Source organism: Vibrio sp. Vb1980, assembly GCF_033338615.1.
GTDB lineage: Bacteria > Pseudomonadota > Gammaproteobacteria > Enterobacterales > Vibrionaceae > Vibrio > Vibrio alginolyticus.
On record NZ_JAWOSZ010000005.1, the window covers coordinates 221,470 to 239,529 of the forward strand.

The following is an 18,060-nucleotide window of genomic DNA, read 5'->3' on the forward strand; positions in this document are numbered from 1 at the left end:
TAGGTTAACTACTTATCAAAATTTCCGCCTTGTTCTCAAGCATTTTTCCTACGCTAATTTCGTTCACTTATCTACGGTGATGAGTATTAACTCCTAGGAGAATAAAAATGCAACAACACTACGATTACATCATCGTCGGTGCGGGTTCGGCCGGCTGTGTGTTAGCGGATCGCTTAAGTGAAAGTGGTCAAAATTCGGTCCTATTACTCGAAGCGGGTGGGTCGGATAAAAGTATTTTTATCCAAATGCCAACAGCGCTTTCTTACCCGATGAACACTGAAAAATACGCGTGGCAGTTTGAGACGGTTGAAGAGCAAGGGTTGGATGGTCGCCAACTTCATTGTCCTCGCGGAAAAGTTCTGGGCGGTAGCTCATCTATCAACGGCATGGTTTACGTTCGCGGACACGCTTGTGACTTTGACCAGTGGGAAGAGGAAGGCGCGAAAGGCTGGAATTATCAGTCGTGTTTGCCTTATTTCCGTAAAGCAGAGTCTTGGATTGGTGGTGCTGATGAATATCGGGGTGATCACGGTCCAGTCGGCACATGTAACGGCAACGATATGAAGCTCAACCCGCTGTACCAAGCTTTTATTGATGCAGGCAAAGAAGCGGGCTACCCAGAAACAAAAGATTACAACGGTTATCAGCAAGAGGGCTTTGGCCCAATGCATATGACCGTCGACAAAGGCGTACGCGCTTCGACCTCTAATGCATACTTAAGCCGTGCTAAAAAACGCAAAAACTTCACCCTAATGAAGAGGGTGACGGTTCATCGAGTTTTATTAGAAGAAACTGGTGCAGAAGGAAAGAAAGCGGTAGGCGTTGAATTTGAAAAGTCAGGTTCAATTCAGCAATGTTTTGCGAATAATGAAGTGATTTCGAGTGCGGGTTCGGTTGGCTCCGTTCAGCTGTTGCAGCTTTCAGGCATTGGCCCTAAGGCAGTATTAGAAAAAGCGGGCATTGAGGTGAAACACTCGTTGGAGGGAGTAGGTAAAAACCTGCAAGATCACTTAGAAGTGTACTTCCAATATCACTGTAAACAACCTATCACGCTCAACAGCAAATTAGGTTTGGTGAGCAAGGGCTTGATTGGCACTGAGTGGATATTAACTCGCAAAGGCCTTGGTGCGACTAACCACTTTGAATCGTGTGCATTTATCCGCTCTCGAGAAGGGCTAAAGTGGCCAAATATTCAATATCACTTCTTGCCAGCGGCAATGCGTTATGACGGGCAAGCTGCTTTTGATGGTCATGGTTTCCAAGTGCACGTTGGACCTAACAAGCCAGAAAGTCGCGGGTCGGTCGAAGTTGTCTCTGCGAATCCGAATGATAAGCCGAAGATTGAGTTTAACTACATTTCCACTGAACAAGATAAGCAGGATTGGCGTGATTGTATTCGCCTTACTCGCGAGATCCTCAATCAGCCAGCCATGGATGAGTTTCGTGGGGATGAGATCCAACCCGGTCTGAACATCACAACGGATGAACAGATTGATGAATGGGTGAAGCAAAACGTCGAGAGTGCTTACCATCCATCTTGTACCTGCAAAATGGGCGCAGATAATGACCCATTAGCCGTCTTAAATGAGCGATGCCAAGTACGCGGTATTCAAGGCTTGCGTGTGGTGGACTCTTCTATTTTCCCAACCATTCCGAACGGTAATTTAAATGCGCCAACGATTATGGTGGCAGAACGCGCCGCGGATATGATTTTGGATAACGCCCTAGAAACGTCGAACAACGTACCAGTTTGGATTGCACCGGACTGGCAAGAGATGCAACGAATGCATCCGCCAAAAAGAGATCTCGATTCGATCTCATAAAATGAAAAAGTCAGTAATCATTACAAGGAATTCAACATGTCTAAGATGACAAAAATCTTCTCAACAATTGCACTAAGTACTTTAGCAACAGGCGCTTACGCCAACCAATGTGAAATGGTTCGTTTCGCAGATGTAGGTTGGACTGACATCACAGCGACCACTGCCGTTACATCAGAGTTACTTAAAGGGTTGGGGTACAAAACGAAGACCGATCTTCTGTCTGTGCCTGTAACTTACTCCTCTATGGCTAATGGCGATATCGACATTTTCTTAGGTAACTGGATGCCAACGATGGAAGGTGATATCGCGAAATACCGTGATGCAGGTACTGTTGAAACCGTACGCGCGAACCTCGTTGGCGCAAAGTACACGCTAGCGGTTCCAAAATACGTTTATGACGCAGGCGTAACCAACTTCGCTGACCTAGTAAAACATGCCGACAAATTTAAAGACCGCATTTACGGCATTGAACCAGGAAACGATGGCAACCGCTTAATTCAGTCAATGATTGATAGCAACGCATTCGGCCTAAAAGATTTCAGCCTAGTTGAGTCCAGTGAAGCTGGCATGGTGTCTCAAGTATCACGTGCCGCACGCCGCAATCAATGGATTGTGTACCTAGGTTGGGCGCCGCACCCAATGAATAGTAACGTTGAAATGGAATATCTAGCGGGTGGTGATGACTTCTTCGGTCCTAACTACGGCGGCGCGAACGTCTACACAAACGTACGTAAAAATTACCTCGCTGAGTGTCCAAATGTAGGTCAGCTAGTGAAAAATCTAGAGTTTAACCTAGAAATGGAAAATGAACTGATGGAAGCGATTCTTAACCAGAAACAGAAGCCATCAAAAGCAGCGCAAGCATGGTTGAATGCAAACCAAGAGCAAATTGAAGCGTGGCTAGAGGGCGTGAAAACGGTAGATGGCCAAGATGCGCTAACAGCTATTACAAACTACTTAAAAACAAACGCTTAATAAGCAGTATTTGAGCTCGTTTTTTTAAAAGAAAGTGGGCAGAGTTTTGCCCGCTTCATTAACACAAAGGTTTTATTTTGAATTTTATTACGGACAACAAACTACCGTTGGGCCAATGGATGGAAACTGGCGTCGATTGGTTAACCATCAATGCATCGGGTTTTTTCGATGCAATCTCTATTACACTTGAAACGATCATTCTTTTCGTGGTGGACATTTTTAAATGGATGCCACCTGCAGCGCCAATCATTATGACGGCGGCAATTGCTTGGTTCTTACATCGCAGCATTCCTCTTGTCGTATTTATCGTGTTGGCCTTACTCGCAATTCTCAACCTTGGTTACTGGCAAGAAATGCTGGAAACCTTTGTCCTTGTGTTTGCAGCGACAACGATTTCCGTATTAATTGGCGTGCCGTTGGGCATTATGGCGGCGCACCGTCCTTGGTTATACACCTTGTTGCGGCCAATACTCGATTTAATGCAGACCGTCCCGACATTCGTTTACCTAATTCCAACCTTGGTTCTGTTTGGATTGGGTATTGTCCCAGGTCTAATCTCGACCATCATTTTCGCTATCGCTGCGCCAATTCGATTGACGTACCTCGGCATTATTAAAGTGCCGGAGGAGCTACTTGAAGCGGGTAAAGCATTTGGTGCCAGCCGCATGAAGCTACTGTTTAAGGTGGAGTTACCTGCGGCATTGCCAAGTATTATGGCTGGCGTTACTCAGTGCATTATGTTGTCTCTTTCTATGGTGGTCATTGCGGCGCTTGTTGGTGCTGATGGGCTTGGTAAGCCAGTCGTACGTGCACTGAATACGGTAAACATTTCACAAGGTTTTGAAGCTGGTTTAGCGATTGTACTCGTTGCCATCATTCTTGATCGCTTGTGTAAAGCACCAAACCAGAAGGAGGCATAATCATGGACGCTATTACTATTAAAAATCTTGATGTCGTTTTTGGTCAGCAACAAGCACAGGCGCTAGCACTACTAGATCAAGGGAAGTCTCGACAAGAAATCATTGATGAAACTGGCCAAGTGGTTGGGGTTGATAATGTTTCGCTGAACGTGAAACAGGGTGAGATCTGTGTCTTGATGGGGCTTTCGGGCTCGGGTAAATCAAGTTTGCTGCGAACGGTTAACGGGTTGAACGATATTTCTCGTGGCTCTCTGAAAATTAAAGACGGCGACGACATGGTTGAGCTCTCTAACTGTGACGAACAGAAGTTGCGCCACCTTCGTACTCACCGCGTATCCATGGTGTTTCAGAAGTTTGCATTGATGCCATGGTTAACGGTATTAGATAACGTTGCGTTTGGTCTAGAAATGCAAGGCATTGGCAAAGCAGAGCGCCGTAAAAAAGCGCGTGAACAGCTCGAAATGGTCGGTTTGTCTGAGTGGGAAACGAAATTCCCGCACGAGCTCTCTGGTGGTATGCAGCAGCGTGTTGGCCTAGCGCGAGCGTTCGCGATGGACACTGATATCTTGTTAATGGATGAACCGTTTTCAGCACTTGATCCATTGATTCGTGCTCAGCTTCAAGATGAATTGATTCTGCTTCAGGAAAAGCTAAACAAAACCATTCTTTTTGTGAGTCACGACTTGGATGAAGCACTTAAAATCGGTAACAACATCGCCATTATGGAATCAGGAAAGCTGATTCAACATGGCAAGCCAGAACAGATCATTCTTGCTCCAGAAAACGATTATGTGGCGGACTTTGTTGCTCACACTAATCCATTAAATGTGCTGAAGGGACGTTCCTTAATGCGTGACGATTTGGTTCGCGAAGATACGCGTGTTCTGATTTGCCCTGATAAAGATATTTGGGTGATACAAGAGAGCAAGGGGTTAAGTTTAGCGGATAAAGATAAATCGTTGATTCAATGGAAGAGCGATTCTTCGAACCTTGACGAAGTTAATGAAAACTCTCTGGTTCAGGTTAGTCCAGAAATCAGTATGCGAGAAGCGATTGAACTTAAACAGCGTAGCAATCAGCCTCTGCTTATGGTTGAAGATAATAAGCTGGTTGGTGTGTTAAGCGACAATGAGCTTTACGATGCATTGCTTGGTAATTTTAAGTCAGAGCAAGTTGCGTAAAGTTGACGCAGAACCAAGTAAAAAAGAGCCGCATTAATGTGCGGCTCTTTTTAGTTTAAACAATGATTTAAGTCGCTAAGCTAAGACAATGGTCGACTATAGAGTCGTAATTACGTCATCCATTGCAAGGCGCGCTTTTGGAAGACCATGATTGTAATCTTCCCCATCTTTATGGTAGCCAATCGCCAGCGCAACTTCACAAATATGGCCCTCGAGCTCTTCTTTAAACTCTTCTCCAATCAGAGCCGGATCGACACCTTCCATCGGTGTTGAATCAATGCCTAGTCGTGCCAATGTGTGTAGTAGGTTGCCTAGTGCCAAATAGACTTGTGCTTTTGTCCAGTTTCCGTTGAAGCCATTTTCGTCCGTATTTGCATCGGCAAAAGCGTAAGCACCCATAAAGTTGTTGTACATCTCCGCTGGCAAGTGGCCAGATGTTACTTCTGCATCCACACGCTTCGCAAATTTCTCTTTAGTAAATTTAGGATCGTAAGCAAACAGAATCGTATGTGATGCGGCTTTCGCGTGTGGTTGGTTAAACTGATGCATATTTGCAAACGTATTGTGGAAACGTTGCTTCGCTTCATCACTTTCAATAACGATGAATTTCCATGGTTGTGAGTTGATAGAAGACGCCGACAAACGCAGTGCTTCTTTGATTATCGCCATGTCTTCTTGAGAAACGCGCTTGGTTTCATCATATTTTTTTGCAGTGTAACGGCTATTTAGATCGGTAATGATTTGATGGGACACGTTTATATCCTCTTTATGTGATGACAGATGAGGATGCACTAGCATCGACAACCATGCGTACCTCGAATATGGGTTCATGATAATGGATATTTTTTCATTGATAAGAGGGTGTTTATTTAAATCACTTTTTACTTTTTGTTGAAAATCGATGTGAGTTGATCGATTTGAAACTTAAAAGTCCTTATTTGGAAGCTTTTATTTGATATTAAATTAAACTCATATTGAGGCGTAGGGGAAAGCAACATGAACGTGATTGAAGTTTTTAATGATAGCTATGAACGTTGTACTTCAGATCAGGAGTTTTTCGACTTGTTCTACAAAAATTTATGGTCGAAAAGTGCCAACTTTAGACAGAAGTTTGACGGTATAGACATGCACCAACAAGTGAGAATGCTTAGAGGGTCTATTGTATTTTTTATGATGGCAGATACCTCGACCGAAGCGCACAAAATGGTGGAAAAGTATGGGAAAAAGCATGCAAGTGCAGATATTGGTATAGAGCCGCAGGATTTTGATGTTTGGCTTGAGAGTTTGTTAGAAACGGTTCGACAGTGTGATTCCGGGTATGATGCCGATGTTGAAACCGCTTGGCGAACATGCTTTAAAACGGGCTTAGAAGTAATGAAACAAGAATGTGATAAAGAAGATAGGCACATCCTTAAAGAGAGTACCAAATAAGGAAGTAACGTGAGTGGTCGTTACTTCCTAGGGGCAGAATCTTACTTATCTTGTGTCTCTTTATTCTTTTTCACCGCTTCGGCGATATCACTGACAGCTTCGACAAGATTGATCGGCATTGGAAAAATAATAGTGGATGTTTTGTCTGTAGTGATTTCAGTGAGTGTCTGCATGTAACGTAATTGCAGTGCATTCGGTGCTTCGTTGAGCATTTGCGCTGCTTCTTTTAATTTATTTGAAGCCTCTAACTCACCAGTAGCGTGAATGATCTTTGCCCTACGGTTACGCTCTGCTTCTGCCTGACGGGCTAGGGCTCTGACCATGCTGTCATTTAAATCAACATGTTTGACTTCAACCGTAGCAATCTTGATTCCCCAGTCATCAGTCTGTTGATCGAGAATGGATTGTAAATCCTTATTGAGGCGTTCTCGCTCTGATAGCAATTCATCGAGTTCATGCTGACCCAATACCGAGCGCAGCGTGGTTTGTGCTAACTGGCTGGTGGCATCGTTGTAGCTTTCAATATTGTTAATCGCCATTTGAGGATCGACTACGCGAAAATAAACGACCGCGTTGACGCGCACAGAAACGTTATCTTTGGTAATTAAATCTTGTGTCGGCACATCCAAAACGACAGTACGTAAATCAACCCTCACCATTTGCTGAATAAATGGGATAAGGATGATCAAACCAGGTCCTTTGACTTCTTGAAATCGACCAAGAAAGAACACAACCCCACGTTCGTATTCTCTCAAAACCTTGAACATTTGGGTCGCTAGTGCGAACAGCAGCACCACGATCACCGCAACGGTATAGAGCATCATAAAGCGCCTCCTATTTATTTTGGCGGTCATCAGGCATCACAGTTAAGGTCAGCCCTTTAACATTAACAATGGTGACGTGATCACCTTGTTTGAATTGTTGATGGTCTTTGGCTTTAGCTCGCCATAACGCACCGTTGAGTTGAACGCGTCCTTCGCCATCGATAAAGTCATCGCTTACCACGGCGACCTTCCCAGGGTAAGTCTCTAAACCCGTCGTTACACGCCGGCGACGAATTTTGAGCAGCAGGCCGACGGTCAGCACGATTAGAGCCACGGAAAATATGGCAATACCAAAAATCAAAGGAAGGGCGATCTGGAATCCTGGTAACTCACTGTCCATGAGAAATATCGAACCGAGTACAAAGGCGACAACGCCGCCTACGCCCAAAATACCAAAGCTCGGGCTGAATGCTTCCGCCATCATTAGTGCAATACCGAGTAACAGCAGACCAAGACCTGCGTAGTTGACGGGCATCATTTGTAGTGCGTACATGGCAAGAAGCAGACAAATCCCACCTAGCACACCGGGTAAGCCAATTCCTGGGTTGTAAAATTCAAGAAGTAAACCGTAGATGCCGATGAGCATTAGAATGTAGGCAACGTTTGGATTGGTTATAACGGCTAGCATTTCTGCTCGCCAATCGGGTGTTCTTTCAATCCATACGGGATTTTCCAGTGACAATGTCACATCACGATTGTTAACTTTAACAGTTTGTCCATCAATGGCTTTGACTAAATCCTCTGGTGAGTTGGCTATATAATCAATAACGTTTAATTCCAATGCCTCTGTGGCGTCCAAACTCGCTGCTTCGCTCACTGCTTTCTCTGCCCACTCTGCATTTCGGCCATGAAGCTTTGCTAAGCCTTTAATATAGGCTCTAGCATCATTAATCACCTTTTTCTCCATTGCGGTTTTCGCGGGAACTTTCTCTGAACCTTCGTTGGTTCCTTCTGACGTTTCTTCCGCGTTTTGATCTTTGCCATCATCCGATGAAGGGGGCTGAGGGGCACCACCTAACGCGACGGGCGTTGCCGCGCCAAGGTTGGTGGCTTCAGCCATGGCGGCAACGTGGCTGGCGAGTAAAATGTATGTCCCTGCGCTAGCCGCTCTAGATCCTGACGGGCCAACCCAAGTCGCAATTGGAGTGGAGGAGGTGGTAATCGCGTGAATAATATCTCGCATTGCGCTATCTAAGCCGCCTGGTGTGTCCATCTCTAAGATCACTAAACTGACACCGTTTAGTTGAGCTTCTTCTATTTCACGAGATAAATAGTCGCTAGTAGCAGGCCCTATAGCGCCTTTGACAGGAACAATCCAAACAGTATTCGCCAGTGCTTGACTGGCCATCAAGAGTAAAGGTAAGAACCATATCCATAGTCGTTTCATGCAGTCCTCCTTGTGTGGTCACAGGGACTTTTTGAAATCCTAATTCAAGTATATCCAAATAACTTAGAGATGCTTGAGTATAGGTTCTAATGAATAAGTTGCCGAGGCTAATTAGGAGACTACTTTTTTATATATAAACGCTGTGTGAGATAGTAAACTAAAGCAAATTATTGGTAATTGTGATGTTTATGTTTATTGTTCAGCGTTTGATTAAGTTGGCCGTTATCTGTGCCGTATTCTTTACTATTTTCGATCTGATCTCGTATGGAGAGGTGACTTGGTTTCAACGGTTTTTGGCTTTTCTACACTAAACTCAGATTTCAATACGTTAGCTACTCATAAGGCGATCGATTTCTTCCTATTCGCCTTATTACTCCCTCTTCAACCAAAGCCTTAAACAAAGCAATACTTAACTCGTTTTTTCAACTTCCTGTCGGTGGAAAAAACGCCAAAATGCAACTAAATTCATATCAATGACAAGTTTAAGGTATGTAGTTGATGAGGCAATTCAGCGCAATCGCACTAGCTGTTGTAACACTCATTTTGAGCCAAACAACAACCGCAAGAAACGCGAAGATGTTAGGTGATATCTCCCTAGTTCAGCCCATACAGGGTGATCCTAATGTGGATATTAAGCTAGCGAGAATTGGCTGGCATCTCTTCCGCGATCCTCAATTATCGTCAAATGGTAATGTCAGCTGCGCGACATGCCACAATCTGCAAACCAATGGCGCTGAAAATACACCAGTCTCTACGGGGGTGAAAGGTGATGGAATTAGAAATTCTATAACAGTGTTTAATGCGGCGTTAAATTATCGTTTTTTATGGGATGGAACGGAAAACACCTTGATGGCTCAGATTGATGGTCCAATCCATAATCCAATGGAAATGGACTCAAACTGGCAAACAATAGAGCAATATGTAAAAGAGAGTGAACATTATCAAGCGCTATTTAGTCGTGACGATGAATTGCCGATTAACGTTCATAATATCAAGTCCGCTATTGTGGAGTTTGTTGAAGGGCTGCAGACGCCTGGCGCACCATTCGATGCTTACTTATTGGGTTACACGCATGTACTGAGTGAACAGCAAATCAGAGGTTGGAAAACATTTCAGACTTCAGGTTGTGTGCAGTGTCATCAGGGCAAAAATATCGGCGGAGCGATGATCCAAAGGTTCGCCTATTTCAAGGATAAGCCAGTAGTAGAGGACTCGGGCCGGCAACTCGTTACGATAGAAGATGAAGAGCGATTCTATTTTAGAGTAGCCAGTTTACGCAATGTCGCGCTAACGAGTCCTTATTTTCATAATGGGCAAGTCGATAAGTTATCCGACGCGATACAAATCATGGCTAAAACCCAGCTCGGTATAACGATGAACGATGAGAATGTCGCGGACATTGAAGCATTCTTGCAGTCGTTGACAGCACCTAGACCCATAATTTTAGAGGTGTTGGAAAATGAATAAATTCAAACTGATCAACTTTTGCTTTTTTATTGGGATACTGACGTGCTGCACACTGGCGTATATGTCGTATATGAATTCAAAAAACGCTCAAGAATTTCATGCAGAGCTAATGAATATCGGACATGAGTTGATTGAAGAGCGTGATGTTATCGTGAACCGATATGCCGTTGAAGATAGGAAAAACTATGAGTTAACAACATCTTTAGTAGAGATAGAAATCGCAGCACAGGCACTGTTGGAATCATCAAAGGCATCAGTTTGGTTTCCCGTGACACCCAATCGTATAAAAGTTAGGGATACGCTTGAACAGTTTAAGGAGCGAGTGCTTCAAACAACGTTGAAGCTTGATATGTTAATTGGTGTTCAGGTAGAAAATCGGTATGCATTACTCATGTTGTTCAATTTATATCAGCAAGAGGTTTCTACCGAGAGCGGTCAATCATTGGGTGGCAGTCGTTATTTTGAATTTCTCAACCAGTTGCTTCTAACACAAACTGAAGTTGAGAGTGAAAAAGAAGCGAACTTCCTTAAACGGCTTCAAACGAGTGATAAAAGAATTGAATTGCTGACGAATGAACTGCTTGATCACACTTATATTGAGTTTGTCGAAAGCTCAGAGCATCGGTTACTCAATATTGCTCAAAGTGAGGCGCGTTTTACGTGGTTGTTTGTATTTATCGCGGTGATGTTTCTAGTTAGCGCGTTTGTTTATCAGTCACATCACCGAATGCATAACTTAAAACAGTTGAATCTTGAAATTGAAGAGGCGAGAAACAAAGCCGAGCGAGCGGCAAAAGCGAAATCAAATTTTCTTGCTGCAATGAGTCACGAACTAAGAACGCCGATGAATGGCGTACTAGGGCTTTCTCAAATGATTGCAGAAGAGACCAAAGAGCCGACGACGAAAGAGCACATTAGGGTTATTCTTGACTCTGGCCAGCATCTGATGACTATCCTCAACGATATTTTGGATTTTTCTAAAGTTGAAGAAAACAAACTGGAATTTGAGCAAGCTAAGTTTAAGCTCGATCAAGTGCTTTCTCCGGTGTGTAGCGCAATAAAACCACTTGTTGATGAAAAAAATATCGAGCTAATCTTGGAAAACGAGGTTTCTGAATATACTGAATTTACTGGGGATTGTGCGCGTTTACGACAGATCTTATTTAATCTCGCCGGTAACGCGGTGAAGTTTACCAATGAAGGGCATGTGCTGGTTAGAACCGAGTTAGATGAATCGAATCAGTTGTTGGTCATGTGCGTGAGCGACACCGGTATTGGTATTGCGCCAGACAAGCACGAGCATATTTTTAACTCGTTTGAGCAAGCAGACTCATCAACGACTCGAAGGTTCGGCGGAACAGGGCTTGGGTTAGCCATCGTCAAAAAACTAACCGATTTGATGGGTGGCCATATTACTCTGAAGAGTATAGAAGGCGTTGGAAGTCAATTTATCGTTGAGTTGCCGATTCCTTGGGTAGAATCTGCTCCGAAAAAGCAGCAAGAAGCACCGAAACCTCGCGCAAAATCACACCATTTAAAGATACTACTTGCTGATGATAACCGTGTGAATGCCATTGTGGCAAAAGGGTTTTGCGAAAAGCTTGGGCATGAAGTGGATGTTGCAGAAAATGGATTAATCGCGGTTAAAAAGGCGAAAGAGAACGAGTACGACCTGATCTTGATGGACAACCACATGCCCGAGATGAATGGTGTTGAGGCGACACGCGTTATCCGACAAGAGTTAGGTATCAAGACATTACTCTTTGCGTACACGGCAGACGTATTTCGTGAAGCTCACGATAGCTTTATTGAAGCAGGAGCAGACCATGTGCTTACAAAACCGCTACAGCATGAGAGCTTTTCAGACGCTCTCAAACAGTTTGCAGCCAGACTCGAACCGAAACGGAATCCGCCACTAACGAATGACAGCAATGTGCTTCAGTTGCAACGTAAGCCAATCGAGAACTTAAGGTTAACAGAGGAAGAACTCTCCCACTCAGGCATGTTTGCTTCTTTACGAGATGAGCCAGAAGCGCTCGATGAGCTGCTAAAAAGCATTATTGTCGATTTTGAGACATCTGTTGATGAGCTTATTGAATACTTTATGGCTGAAGACTTTGCTTCATTAGAGCTGACGTTGCACAAAACGAAAGGGATGGCACTGAACCTAAGTTTACCTATTTTGGCGAGCCAAACGGAGGCCCTGGAAACTCAACTTAAAGCCAACCAAAGTCCCGAGATTGAGCAGTTGCAGATGCTGATCAATCGGTTACAGGTCAACATCCATCAGTCTCATAGACTTTTGGATGATATCCAGAAGAACAATGCCGATCCTCAACAGATTTTATAGTCCCTGTGAGTGCGATGCTTTCCTTAACTCATTTTGTTGTGGTTTACTGTGGCAAGGACGGATAGTGTTGATTCGTCGTCGGAAAATCAGGGAGTTAGAATGAGTAAGCATTCCGCTTTAATCAAATGGCATCGTAAAGCTGGCGAAGAGTTTAGTGATAATAAGTATAGTAGGGCACACATTTGGCAATTTGATGGAGGGTTGCAAGTCCCAGCATCTCCATCTCCCCACGTAGTACCATTACCACTATCCGTAGAAGAAAATGTTGATCCAGAAGAAGCGTTTGTCGCGGCACTTTCTAGTTGTCATATGCTCGTTTTCCTGTCTATTGCAGCAAAGCGACGTTATGTTGTGGACAGTTACTTCGATGAAGCGGTAGGGGAGCTTGAAAAAGGCGAAAACGGAAAAGAGTGGGTATCAAAGGTAACGTTAAACCCTAAGATAACATTTTCAGGTGAAAAACAACCGACACCATCTCAATTAGAAAAACTGCACCACATGGCCCATGAGAATTGCTTTATCGCCAACTCCGTTAAAACAGAAGTGACAACGCTTATTGCGAATTAAGTGGAGCTCTTTATCAAAAAGCGCGGCCTATTGCGGAGTTATATTAAGCCAGCAGTCATCCTGCTGGCTCGTTCATCTAGACGACACCTTGCTCAATCATTGCATCAGCGACTTTTCTAAAGCCTGCAATGTTGGCGCCTAAAACTAAATTTCCAGGTTGGCCAAACTCTTTACTGGTTTCGTTTGCATTGATGAAAATATTTTTCATGATGGTTTGCAACTGACTATCCACTTGTTCAAACGTCCAGTTTTGCATGCTGGCGTTTTGCGCCATTTCAAGTTGACTGGTTGCAACGCCGCCTGCATTGGCTGCTTTTGCAGGCCCATAAGCTATGTCCGAGTCCACGATAATATTGGCAGCATCACGGGTGGTTGGCATGTTCGCCCCTTCACTAATCAAAATACATCCGTTTTCGATAAGAGCCAGTGCGTCGTCTGACGTTAATTCATTTTGAGTCGCACAAGGGAAGGCAGCATCAGCCTGATATCGCCAAACAGCATGTCCTTCATTAGGATAGTCGCCCTCTGGTGTGTATTCTGCTTCAGGGTAAGTTTCTAAATATTCTTCTAAGCTTGCTCTTTTCACTTCTTTCAGTTGTTTTAGGAGCTTAAGATCAATACCGTGCTCATGATAGATCGTACCTCGAGAGTCGCTGCATGTAACTGGCGTTGCTCCCATATGGTACAGTTTTTCAATGGCGTAGATAGCCACGTTGCCAGCACCAGAAACGAGACAAGTTTTCCCTTTCAATGAATCGTTGCGGTCGTTGAGCATGCACTCTGCAAAATAGACGGCGCCATATCCTGTCGCTTCTTTTCTGGCGAGTGAGCCACCCCAAAGCAGACTCTTGCCTGTAAGCACACCTTCGTAGCGGCCCGTCAATCGTTTGTATTGACCAAACATATAGCCAATTTCGCGCGCCCCGACACCGATATCGCCTGCGGGCACATCGGTGGTAGGACCGATGTGACGGTACAACTCGTTCATAAATGATTGGCAAAATCGCATGATCTCGCCGTCGGATTTTCCTTTAGGATCGAAGTTTGAACCGCCTTTGCCGCCACCGATAGGAAGGCCAGTCAGTGCGTTTTTAAAAATTTGCTCAAAGCCGAGAAATTTTATGATGCTCGCATTGACTGAGTGATGGAATCTCAATCCTCCTTTGTACGGCCCCAAAGCAGAGTTGAATTCAACTCGATAACCTTTGTTTACTTGTACATTTCCAGCATCATCAACCCAAGGAACTCGAAACATGATTTGACGTTCTGGCTCGACGATCCTCTGGATAATCGCTTGTTCCTTATATTTATTATTGCCTTCTATTACCGGCGCGAGAGAAGTTAATACTTCTTCTACCGCTTGGTAAAATTCTTTTTGCGCAGGGCTACTGTGTTGCAACGCAACAATAGTATCGTGTATGTATGACATAGATTTCTTCCTTGATGTGAATAAGCAATCAGTTTATATGAATGTATTTCCATTAAATAGTGATTTTGACCAAGATTCAATGGTTGTAGTGGTCTTTCCTGCGGATGAGAATGTGCAGCTTCTAACCCAGGCTGTGTTGGTTGAGATAGGTAGGGCTAGCTAAGTAAGCGGGTGGTTGAGTGATCAGTTTCACATATAACAAGCAGAAATCACTTTAGTCGATGTTGTTGTGCAGTTACGCAAATTGTTTATGTTAACGTCATGTTGAAGTTTGTGTGTGTGATAACTTGTGAAAAGACAACTATATGGATGAGCTTAAGGTTCTGAACTCGTTTATTCAGCAGAATGGCCTACCAGCGTTTGGCCACCTTGATGGAATTCCAACATCGTTACAGCTAGATAAATTTACCTACCTCGATGAGATGGATAAGCCGGTATCTAAGTGGCGCCGTTACCGCGATTATAAGCAGTTTCAGTTCGTCAATTTGGTCACACCTAATTACGTCATTGGAGTAGCGATTGCTGATATACGGTATTTAGCATCCGGCTTTTGCTACCTGTTTGATATTAAAAAGAATAAGTTGATTGAGCAACAATGGTTGAAACCTTTTAATATAGGTTATCAAACTCAGCCTTCCAGTTGGTGCAGTCTTGCCCATCTTGCTAACAAAAGAGTTCAGTTTTCTATTAAGGATGGTATTTGGCACGTCCACTTTGTGACAGAGTCAGTCAATGCGGATCTCTATTTACGTCCAGAAAATATGAGTTTGCCATTAATGTTGTGTACGCCAACAGGTTATGCGGGTTGGACATATACTCAGAAGCACAATGCGTTAGCAGTAGACGGTAACTTGTTCATATTAGGAAAAGAGCAAGATCTTTCAGAGGTGGCTGCTGGTTACGATTTTTCCGCTGGGTACATGCGGCGAGAAACAAGTTGGCGCTGGGCGAGTATCAATTGCTTTGAGGATGACAGGCGTCTGGGGTTGAACTTGGCAGCTGGCGTTAATGAAACTGGCTATTGCGAAAATGTATTGTGGATTAATGGTCAGCGTCACTTTTTGCAACCTGTGCAGTTTCAGTTTTCACGAAGTGATGAAGGGCAAAAGTGGCATATTACGTCTGAAGATAAACGAGTTAACTTACAGTTCACGCCTTTGAATCGACGCTCAGAGAAGAAAAATTTTTGGCTTCTCAAAAGTAACTTTCGTCAGTACATCGGTTATTTCTCTGGCTATATTATCGATGGAAATGGCATCAAACATCAGTTAGAAGAAGTTATGGGTCTTACTGAAGATCACTATGCAAAATGGTAGAAACACAATGGATTGGACGCAGTTGATGGACCGCCCAGAATTACTTCTGATGATTCTGGCTCCAGTTTTCTTTTTCTGCATGCTTGCCGAATATTGGTTCGGACAAAGAAGAGGACGCTTGCCTGAAAGCGCGACGTATTACTTCCCTGAAGTAGCGTGTAATTTTGTTCTTGCGGGCTTACACCAAGCGACAGACATACTCACGGGTTTACTGATTGCTCAGTTGTATTTGTGGTGGTTTGATTGGCGTTTGTTTGATATCGAAATGAGCGTCTCAGCTTTTCTTTTACTTGTTGTCCTGCAAGATTTTTTCTATTACTGGTTTCATCGGGCTAGCCATCGTATTCGTTGGATGTGGGCCGCGCACGTTGTTCATCACAGTTCGGAAAGAATGAACTTCAGTACCGCCTTTCGTCAAAGTTTAATGTATCCGCTAGCGGGGATGTGGATTTTTTGGTTGCCCTTGGTGATTATTGGTTTTGAGCCAAAATGGGTTGTCTTCGTTGTGTTGTTTAATCTGGGCTTACAGTTTTTTGTTCACACCCAATCAATTCGTTCGCTCGGGCCACTAGAGTGGGTATTTAACACGCCGTCTCACCATCGCGTTCATCATGGTGTGAACCGTCAGTACATCGACAAAAATTATGCGGGTGTATTAATTATTTGGGATCGAATGTTCGGAACGTTTGAACCAGAGGTGGAAACGGTTCGGTATGGGGTTTCTAAACCTGTAAACAGCTTTAATCCCATCCGCGTGACGTTTGCAGAATGGAAAGACATGTTTTATGACGTAACTCGACCAAACTTATCATGGAAACAACGCTGCCGCCGTTTGTTCGCTCCGCCATCGGATTTTTATGAGTAAATTGAGATAAAGAGATTGGAGCGGGCAGCGGGAATCGAACCCGCATCATCAGCTTGGAAGGCTGAGGTAATAGCCATTATACGATGCCCGCGCATCGATAGGACTCGGTTAATATGCCACACTGGACGAAAAAGAAAAGTCTTTTCTCATCAAATGTTTGTCAGTTGCCTAAAAAAGTAGCGGACTGATGTTAAAGTGTTCATTGTCTCTGGTTTTTTGTGGCACTCGCGATTTCGTTACTAAGCCTAGAGGCTTCCAATTAGGTCGTAAACACCGAATTCTTAGGTGTTTAGATGTTGATGATATTCAAGATTTTTTGTGCAAAGGTTAATCTCGTTTATTGAACAGTCACGTTTCATGGTCAAGACTAGATATTGAAATGATTACTTTTTACTGTTGATGCGTATGTATAACACAGGGTAATTCTGCTGAAACAGTCAGCTTAACCAAAGGAGATTTAACATGATGAGAGGTTTGATATTAGGGTTGGTGGTGATGCTGGTATCTGCTTGTACGACCGTGACAACCGATGTAGATAAACAAGCCGACTTTTCAGCTTACAGAACGTTTGACTTCGGTGCTCAGGCGGAAGCTCCTACCAGTATTGATGGTCGACGTATTGAGCAAGGGCTTGCTGAACAGCTTGAGGGTAAGGGTTTAAATAAGGTAAATAGTGGCGGTGACCTTTACGTACATCATGATATCGTAGAAGAATCCGAGCTTGTTTCTTCAGGATCGTCGGTGAGCTTTGGCTATGGCTGGAATAGCTTTGGTGTGATCACTTCAAGCCCAGAAAGATATAAAGAGCGTAAGTATGGGAAGTTGGTGGTTGAACTGGTTGATGCAAAGGCTAATCAAGTCGTTTGGAAAGGCGTTTCAAGTCGTAAACTGTCTGAGTCAATGAGCTCTGAGAAAAGAGAATCTCTCATCCAAGAAGAAATCGCGAAGATGTTTGAAAGCTACCCTTACGGTGAAAAATAATTAGTATTCTTAACGATTAAGGATACTAATTGCCAATAGTTACGCACAGGGTTAAAAGAACTTATCATTTTGGTTCTGGTTACCTTTGTGCGTACGACTCTGATTGCTTTACTCGGACTACTTTTCTGCTTGTTGGCTCCGAGCATGAGCCTTGCGTACTCACACCCAAATTTTCTTTCCGTTCATAACCAGAATATCGCTGTTGACGCTAAGTCGAAGCACTTTTCAGAACATCCCATCTCTTCAATACAGCAAGACTTTCCGAGTTTAAACAGCCGGAATGTATTGAGGGTTAGCCATGCTAAGGAAATGAGCTCGAACGACGATGTAGAACCCGAATGGTTTGAAATGCTTGATGTAGCATGGTGGGCGCATCGTTCGGCAATTTACTCGATGAAGCGGCTAAAACGCATCGGTAATGAGGCTTTAGGTTGTTGTATTGAAAGTATTTTTACTCACTCTAAATACAGAATCGGCGTGAGAAAAGAGTCGAATTTCATATACCGCTTTATACATGCTCGCTAACACATTCCATGTTTTTGCA

16 protein-coding genes and 1 tRNA gene are annotated in these 18,060 nt (G+C 43.8%); 12 read left to right on the forward strand and 5 right to left on the reverse strand.

What is annotated here, in order from left to right; all coding sequences use genetic code 11:
- Nucleotides 1–107 precede the first annotated feature (107 nt).
- The 4 genes from betA to choV all read left to right on the forward strand — a co-directional run bounded on the left by betA (nt 108) and on the right by choV (nt 4,899).
- Nucleotides 108–1,823: a choline dehydrogenase gene (gene betA / locus R7F64_RS11205; RefSeq protein WP_005373209.1), complete on the forward strand. Its 1,716-nt coding sequence runs from the start codon at nt 108–110 to the stop codon at nt 1,821–1,823.
- Between the two features lie 36 nt (nt 1,824–1,859).
- Complete coding sequence (locus tag R7F64_RS11210; protein WP_318071696.1) at nt 1,860–2,798, forward strand: choline ABC transporter substrate-binding protein; 939 nt, start codon at nt 1,860–1,862, stop codon at nt 2,796–2,798.
- 77 nt (nt 2,799–2,875) lie between these two features.
- The gene (gene choW / locus R7F64_RS11215; RefSeq protein WP_005392552.1) at nt 2,876–3,718 is read left to right on the forward strand and encodes a choline ABC transporter permease subunit; all 843 of its coding nucleotides are present in this window, start codon (nt 2,876–2,878) and stop codon (nt 3,716–3,718) included.
- Between the two features lie 2 nt (nt 3,719–3,720).
- Nucleotides 3,721–4,899 carry a choline ABC transporter ATP-binding protein gene (gene choV, locus R7F64_RS11220; protein ID WP_042523602.1) on the forward strand — a complete coding sequence of 393 codons (1,179 nt, stop codon included), beginning with the start codon at nt 3,721–3,723 and terminating at the stop codon, nt 4,897–4,899.
- Nucleotides 4,900–4,995: 96 nt separating this feature from the next.
- On the opposite strand, the gene R7F64_RS11225 is transcribed toward choV, so the two are convergent.
- The gene (locus tag R7F64_RS11225) at nt 4,996–5,652 is read right to left on the reverse strand and encodes an NAD(P)H-dependent oxidoreductase (RefSeq protein ID WP_064354707.1); all 657 of its coding nucleotides are present in this window, start codon (nt 5,650–5,652) and stop codon (nt 4,996–4,998) included.
- A 243-nt stretch (nt 5,653–5,895) separates the two neighbouring features.
- Here R7F64_RS11225 and R7F64_RS11230 point away from each other — a divergent pair, with 243 nt between their 5' ends.
- The gene (locus R7F64_RS11230; RefSeq protein ID WP_213906663.1) at nt 5,896–6,330 is read left to right on the forward strand and encodes a globin; all 435 of its coding nucleotides are present in this window, start codon (nt 5,896–5,898) and stop codon (nt 6,328–6,330) included.
- Between the two features lie 41 nt (nt 6,331–6,371).
- Here R7F64_RS11230 and R7F64_RS11235 read toward each other — a convergent pair whose 3' ends face one another.
- Together R7F64_RS11235 and R7F64_RS11240 are read right to left on the reverse strand one after the other, a co-directional pair.
- Nucleotides 6,372–7,154, reverse strand: coding sequence for a slipin family protein (locus R7F64_RS11235; protein WP_005382637.1), 783 nt, complete (start codon nt 7,152–7,154; stop codon nt 6,372–6,374).
- Between the two features lie 10 nt (nt 7,155–7,164).
- Nucleotides 7,165–8,541, reverse strand: coding sequence for a nodulation protein NfeD (locus R7F64_RS11240; RefSeq protein ID WP_318071697.1), 1,377 nt, complete (start codon nt 8,539–8,541; stop codon nt 7,165–7,167).
- A gap of 498 nt (nt 8,542–9,039) precedes the next feature.
- Between R7F64_RS11240 and R7F64_RS11245 the strand changes: the two genes are divergently transcribed.
- From R7F64_RS11245 to R7F64_RS11255, 3 genes are all read left to right on the forward strand, one after another.
- Nucleotides 9,040–10,008, forward strand: coding sequence for a cytochrome-c peroxidase (locus R7F64_RS11245; RefSeq protein WP_005373180.1), 969 nt, complete (start codon nt 9,040–9,042; stop codon nt 10,006–10,008).
- Nucleotides 10,001–12,358 (forward strand): ATP-binding protein, encoded by a 2,358-nt coding sequence (locus R7F64_RS11250; RefSeq protein ID WP_318071698.1) that lies wholly within the window; start codon nt 10,001–10,003, stop codon nt 12,356–12,358. The genes R7F64_RS11245 and R7F64_RS11250 overlap by 8 nt, the downstream gene beginning before the upstream one ends.
- 99 nt (nt 12,359–12,457) lie before the next feature.
- Nucleotides 12,458–12,925: an OsmC family protein gene (locus R7F64_RS11255; RefSeq protein WP_017820322.1), complete on the forward strand. Its 468-nt coding sequence runs from the start codon at nt 12,458–12,460 to the stop codon at nt 12,923–12,925.
- Between the two features lie 76 nt (nt 12,926–13,001).
- On the opposite strand, the gene gdhA is transcribed toward R7F64_RS11255, so the two are convergent.
- The gene (gene gdhA / locus R7F64_RS11260) at nt 13,002–14,354 is read right to left on the reverse strand and encodes an NADP-specific glutamate dehydrogenase (protein ID WP_005373174.1); all 1,353 of its coding nucleotides are present in this window, start codon (nt 14,352–14,354) and stop codon (nt 13,002–13,004) included.
- A 305-nt stretch (nt 14,355–14,659) separates the two neighbouring features.
- Between gdhA and R7F64_RS11265 the strand changes: the two genes are divergently transcribed.
- Nucleotides 14,660–15,670: a DUF2804 domain-containing protein gene (locus tag R7F64_RS11265; protein WP_033906458.1), complete on the forward strand. Its 1,011-nt coding sequence runs from the start codon at nt 14,660–14,662 to the stop codon at nt 15,668–15,670.
- Nucleotides 15,671–15,677: 7 nt separating this feature from the next.
- Nucleotides 15,678–16,535, forward strand: a complete 858-nt coding sequence (locus tag R7F64_RS11270) for a sterol desaturase family protein (protein WP_005373167.1) — start codon at nt 15,678–15,680, stop codon at nt 16,533–16,535.
- 16 nt (nt 16,536–16,551) lie between these two features.
- Here the strand turns inward: R7F64_RS11270 and R7F64_RS11275 are convergent.
- Nucleotides 16,552–16,626, reverse strand: a tRNA-Gly gene (locus tag R7F64_RS11275).
- A 371-nt stretch (nt 16,627–16,997) separates the two neighbouring features.
- Between R7F64_RS11275 and R7F64_RS11280 the strand changes: the two genes are divergently transcribed.
- Together R7F64_RS11280 and R7F64_RS11285 are read left to right on the forward strand one after the other, a co-directional pair.
- A complete protein-coding gene (locus tag R7F64_RS11280; RefSeq protein ID WP_053304498.1) occupies nt 16,998–17,516 on the forward strand; it encodes a DUF4136 domain-containing protein in 519 nt (172 codons plus the stop codon).
- 87 nt (nt 17,517–17,603) lie between these two features.
- On the forward strand, nt 17,604–18,041 hold the full coding sequence (locus R7F64_RS11285; RefSeq protein WP_234499406.1) for a hypothetical protein: 438 nt from the start codon (nt 17,604–17,606) through the stop codon (nt 18,039–18,041).
- Nucleotides 18,042–18,060: the final 19 nt, after the last annotated feature.